This window comes from Mesorhizobium sp. M7A.T.Ca.US.000.02.2.1, from assembly GCF_003996995.1.
GTDB lineage: Bacteria > Pseudomonadota > Alphaproteobacteria > Rhizobiales > Rhizobiaceae > Mesorhizobium.
This window is the reverse complement of sequence record NZ_RZTT01000414.1, coordinates 1-5,167: the sequence shown is the minus strand read 5'-3', so window position 1 is coordinate 5,167 and position 5,167 is coordinate 1. Positions and strand designations below refer to the sequence as shown.

Sequence of the window (5,167 nt, the reverse complement as noted above, 5' to 3'; positions counted from 1 at the left end):
CTGCGGTGCCTGCGAAACCTCGAATGTCGTCGCCTTGCAATGACAGCTTGCCTTGATGGTCATCAACGAACTCCTCCTGTCGCCGGCCACCCTGTGCGGCAAAGGCAGCATAAAGAGGTGCTCCTGACAACTGTCTGTCAGCAGGCATCACCCGAACCGCGCAAACCCGGCCTGCGGCCCCGGCCACACGCGACCGCGGACCTCCGACCGCCGTCCTGTCGTCAATAAGAGCGCGGCGGCACGAACAGGCAGATTGTCTTGCCGGCGTCGAGGCCCGCCTGGTGCGCACACCAATGGAACTCGCCGTCCGGGCTGTCCTTGACACGCTTGTCGGTCATTGGAACGATCTCACCCGTTCCGGCGATGACATAGCCCTCGGGTTTCTCCAGCACTTCGCCTGTATGGGTCGTGCGACAATCATAGTTGGCGCAGCATGCGAACGGATAACTCCAGCCCTGTGGCCTTGCCGCCGTGGGTGTGGCGTCATGCGCGAAGGCGGGTGCCGTCAGCATTGCCATCGCGCCGATCGCGAACAGGGAAAACAAAAGTCGGCCAGCCGGTTGAACGGCATTGGCCGATCTGAGTGTGGCAGCAGACATGACGCGTTCCTTTCAAACGAGCTCAAGCGTTTCGCTTGCCCGTTCCCGGAACGTATCTTCCCAGTGGCCGGATCGTCGGGTCGCAGATATGCCGCGTCCGGCCATAAATGCTTTTTCTCTCCCAGCGTTTGGATGCTGGGCTGATTCCTTGGTCGGCGCAAGAAGATGCATTCCCGACGTCGTTCTATAAACGTCAGGTATCCGCTACCGCCGACGAGATGAGGCCAAGGTCAATTCCCGGCAAACGGGCGTCGAATAAACGGAATTGGCCCGCTGTGGTTCCAGCCTATTGCTGGTCAGAGCCGGCAATCACGTGCTCTTGATGCTGCGGCAGGTCATCGGTGATGGTGAACCAGCCCGCCTTCGAACCGACGAAGATGTGCTCGGTCGGGCGGATGGACGGGTCGTTGACGAGCGTTCCCATGGCGACATGGACGTAGGCGCCGTCGCGCACGAGCGAATAAAGCAAGGAGCCGCACCGGCCGCAATGCGCGTTATGGCCGCTTTCGTCGCCGAAGATCAGAAGCTTGTCCTCGCCTTCGGTGAGGACAAGCTTTTCACGCTCGATACCGGCGAAAGACTTGAAGGCCGAACCGGTGGTGCGCCGGCAGTCCGAACAATGGCAATTCGCGGCATAGAGGAATTCGTCGGCGACCTCGTAGTGAACCGCGCCGCAGAAGCACTTTCCGGTGAGCTTGGTCGGCAATCCTCTCCTCCGTCGCTGTGGTGCGCAGGGGTATGTTCAGATTGAGGTCAGGCTAGCCTCACCTGAACATGGACATATCCTAATCCAGGTCTGCTACGGCTTCGCCCGCACCGCCTTCGATGCGCTGCGACAACGAGGCTTCCATGAAATCGTCGAGGTCGCCATCGAGCACGCTCGACGGGCTGGTGCTCTCGACGCCGGTGCGGAGATCCTTCACCAGCTGGTAGGGCTGCAGCACATAGGAGCGTATCTGGTGACCCCAGCCTATATCGCTCTTCGACGCTTCGGTGGCGTTTGCAACCGCCTCGCGCTTCTTCAGCTCTTCCTCATAAAGGCGCGAGCGCAGCATCTCCCAGGCCTTGGCCTTGTTCTTGTGCTGCGAACGTTCGGCCTGGCAGGCAACCGCAATGCCGGTGGCCAGATGCGTGATGCGCACGGCCGAATCGGTGGTGTTGACGTGCTGGCCGCCCGAGCCGGACGAGCGATAAGTATCGATGCGGACATCGGATTCGGAGACGTCGATCTCGATCGTGTCGTCGATGACCGGATAGACCCAGACGCTGGCGAAGGACGTATGCCGGCGCGCATTGCTGTCATAGGGCGAAATACGCACCAGGCGATGAACGCCCGATTCCGTCTTCATCCAGCCATAGGCATTGTGGCCTTTGATCATCAACGTGGCCGACTTGATGCCGGCCTCTTCGCCGTCATGCATTTCCAGCACTTCGACCTTGAAGCGACGACGCTCGGCCCAGCGCGTGTACATGCGCAGCAGCATCGAGGCCCAGTCCTGGCTTTCGGTGCCGCCGGCACCGGCATGGATTTCGAGATAGGTGTCGTTGGAATCTGCTTCACCCGACAGCAACGTCTCGACCTGGCGGGCCTTCGCTTCGCCTTGCATCGAGCGGATCGCGGCTTCGGCCTCGGCAATGACCCCCTCGTCGCGCTCTTCCTCGCCGAGCTCGATCAGGCCGATATTGTCTTCCAGCGCCTGCGTCAGACCTTTCACCGAGGCGATGCCCTCTTCGAGGCCCTGGCGCTCGCGCATCAGCTTCTGCGCTTCCAGCGGCTCGTTCCAGAGGCTGGCGTCCTCGGCGCGCACATTGAGGTATTCAAGCCGCTTTATGGCCTGATCCCAGTCAAAGATGCCTCCTCAGCAGGGTTATCGCCTGCCTGATCTCGTCGACAATATTCTGCGTTTCCGCGCGCATGGCTGGCTGTTCTGTCCTGTTTGCTGAAGTCGGTCGGCGCGATACATAGGCAGGCCGCCGCCGGCTGTAAAGCAAAATGGGCTGGCGCCAAGGCCAGCCCATCCGCTCATGAAAATCGTCAGTAGAGGCCGCCGCCGCCGGACTGGATGGCCTGATTGGCTTGCGGCGACAGCGCGCCGCCGGTGGCGTTCGAGCCGTCGGCGCCCATGCCGATCACCCAATAGCTGTCGGCGGGACCGGTACCCGGCTTGAAGGCTTCGATGATGGTGCCGGGATCGCCCGATGCGGCACGCATGCCGGTCTTGCGGTTGATGGCGACCAGGTTCATGCCTTCGGGCACCTTGAAGTCGACATTGGGCGTGCCGTCCAGCGCCACCCGCATGAAGTCCTTGAAGATCGGGGCCGCGAGGCCGCCACCGGTGGCGCCATGGCCGAGGCCGCGCGGCGTGTCGTAGCCCATGTAGAGGCCGACGACGAGGTTGGGCGTGTAACCGATGAACCAGGCGTCCTTTTCGTCGTTGGTCGTTCCGGTCTTGCCGGCGATGTGGCGACCGAGTTCACTGATGGTGGCGCCGGTGCCGCGCTGCACGACACCTTCCATCATCGAGGTGATCTGGTAGGCCGTCATCGGATCGAGCACCTGCTCGGAATTGTCGACGAGTTCCGGCTCCGGCTGGTTCTGCCATTCGGGCGCATTGCAGCCCTGGCAGCCACGCTCGTCCTGCTTGAACACCGTCTTGCCGTAGCGGTCCTGGATGCGGTCGATGAGCGACGGTTTGATCGACTTGCCGCCATTGGCCATGATCGAATAGGCCGACACCATGCGCATCACGGTGGTTTCGCCGGAACCCAGCGCCATCGGCAGATAGGGTGCCAGATGGTCGTAGACACCGAAGCGCTCGGCATATTCGACGACCAGCTTCATCCCCATGTCATTGGCAAGCCGCACCGTCATCAGGTTGCGCGACTTCTCGATGCCGGAGCGCAGGGTCGCCGGACCGGCAACGGTGCCGTCGTAATTCTTCGGCGTCCAGCTCGTGTTGCCGCTCTGGATCGTGATCGGCCCGTCCATGATCACCGAGGCCGGCGTATAGCCATTGTCGAGTGCGGCCGAATAGACGATCGGCTTGAACGAGGAGCCCGGCTGGCGCATGGCTTGCGTGGCACGGTTGAATTCGGACTGCGCATAGGAGAAGCCGCCGACCATGGCCAGCACGCGGCCGGTGTGCGGGTCCATGGCGATCAGGCCGCCTTCCACTTCGGGCACCTGGCGCAGGCTGTAGGCGCCATCGGCACCATCGTTTTTCTGCACGAAGATGACGTCGCCCGGCTTCAGCACCTCCGCCGGCGACTTGGCCTTGACGGTCTTGCCGGCAACCACATGGCGCATGGCAAAACCCATGTCCTCCTTGCTGATGGTGCCTTCGACGCGCTCCTTGACGATCTCGCCCGACGCCTGCCGTGCGGGCTGCAGGCCGATCGACAGCCCGGTCGCCGAACTGTCGAGCACGACGGCGAGCGACCATTCGGGAACATCCTCCAGCCCCTTGACGGCGCCAAGCGGCACGCCCCAGTCGCCCGACACGTCGATCGATGTTACCGGCCCGCGATAGCCGCGCAGCGTGTCGTATTTCATCAACCCGTTCTGCATCGATTTGCGGGCAATGAGCTGAATCTTCGGATCGAGCGTGGTGCGGACGGAGAGGCCGCCTTCGTAAAGCGCGTTCTCGCCGTAGCGGGCGATGATCTGGCGGCGCACCTCTTCGGTGAAGTACTCGCCGGCAAACAGATAGGTGCCGCTGCGGCGCGGCGTCACGCCCAACGGCTCGGCCTTGGCCTTGTTGCCTTCCTCACGCGTGACGTAGCCGTTCTCGACCATCTGGTCGATGACCCAGTTGCGGCGTTCGATCGCGCGATCGGCATGCTTGAAAGGGTGGTAGTTGTTCGGCCCCTTGGGCAGCGAGGCCAGGTAGGCGGCCTCGGCCACGGACAGTTCGTTGACCGACTTGTCGAAATAGGTCAGCGCCGCACCGGCGACGCCATAGGCGCCGAAGCCGAAGAAGATTTCGTTGAGGTAGAGCTCGAGAATACGATCCTTGGGATAGGCCTGCTCGATGCGGAAGGCGAGGATCATCTCCTTGATCTTGCGCTCGTAGGTCTGGTCCGAGGACAACAGGAAGTTCTTCGCCACCTGCTGGGTGATCGTCGAGGCGCCGACCTGACGCCGGCCCGAGCCGAGATTCTGCAGGTTGACAATGATGGCGCGGCCGAGGCCGGTCACATCGATGCCTGGGTGATTGTAGAAATTCTTGTCTTCGGCCGACAGGAAGGCCGCCTTGACGCGGTCCGGTATGGCCTGGATCGGCAAATACAGGCGCCGTTCGCGCGCGTATTCGGCCATCAGCGCGCCGTCCGACGCATGGATGCGGGTGGTCACCGGCGGCTCGTATTTGGCCAGCACCTCGTAGTCGGGCAGATCTTTCGACAAATGGCCGATGTAGATCGCAACGCCCGCCGCGACCAGAAGGGCCAGCGTCGTGCCGATGCCGAAAAAATAGCCAATGAGACGAATCATACCCGCTCCAGTCCTTGGTTCGGGAATTTCCTAAACGAAGCCGCCTTTCGCGCAAGCTTTCGAGCCGGTCCCAATC

The 5,167-nt window shown here is 62.3% G+C and carries 4 protein-coding genes; all 4 read right to left on the bottom strand.

The genetic code is table 11. The annotated features are described in order from the left end of the window. Positions 1 to 221: 221 nt before the first annotated feature. The 4 genes from EOD15_RS28050 to EOD15_RS28035 all read right to left on the bottom strand — a co-directional run bounded on the left by EOD15_RS28050 (position 222) and on the right by EOD15_RS28035 (position 5,091). Complete coding sequence (locus EOD15_RS28050; protein ID WP_127321584.1) at positions 222 to 599, bottom strand: hypothetical protein; 378 nt, start codon at positions 597 to 599, stop codon at positions 222 to 224. Between the two features lie 286 nt (positions 600 to 885). Next, the gene (locus tag EOD15_RS28045) at positions 886 to 1,305 is read right to left on the bottom strand and encodes a GFA family protein (protein ID WP_127321583.1); all 420 of its coding nucleotides are present in this window, start codon (positions 1,303 to 1,305) and stop codon (positions 886 to 888) included. 79 nt (positions 1,306 to 1,384) lie between these two features. Further along, a protein-coding gene (gene prfB, locus EOD15_RS28040; RefSeq protein ID WP_127272597.1) for a peptide chain release factor 2 occupies positions 1,385 to 2,516 on the bottom strand; the annotation gives its coding sequence in 2 pieces (ribosomal slippage) (positions 1,385 to 2,449 and positions 2,451 to 2,516; 1,131 coding nt in all). A gap of 118 nt (positions 2,517 to 2,634) precedes the next feature. Further along, on the bottom strand, positions 2,635 to 5,091 hold the full coding sequence (locus EOD15_RS28035) for a penicillin-binding protein 1A (RefSeq protein WP_127395903.1): 2,457 nt from the start codon (positions 5,089 to 5,091) through the stop codon (positions 2,635 to 2,637). Positions 5,092 to 5,167 lie beyond the last annotated feature (76 nt).

Excerpts from the sequence above, each read along its gene's own strand:
- EOD15_RS28050 (WP_127321584.1), bottom strand. The coding sequence starts at position 599 with ATGTCTGCTGCCACACTCAGATCGGCCAATGCCGTTCAACCGGCTGGC.
- EOD15_RS28035 (WP_127395903.1), bottom strand. The coding sequence starts at position 5,091 with ATGATTCGTCTCATTGGCTATTTTTTCGGCATCGGCACGACGCTGGCC.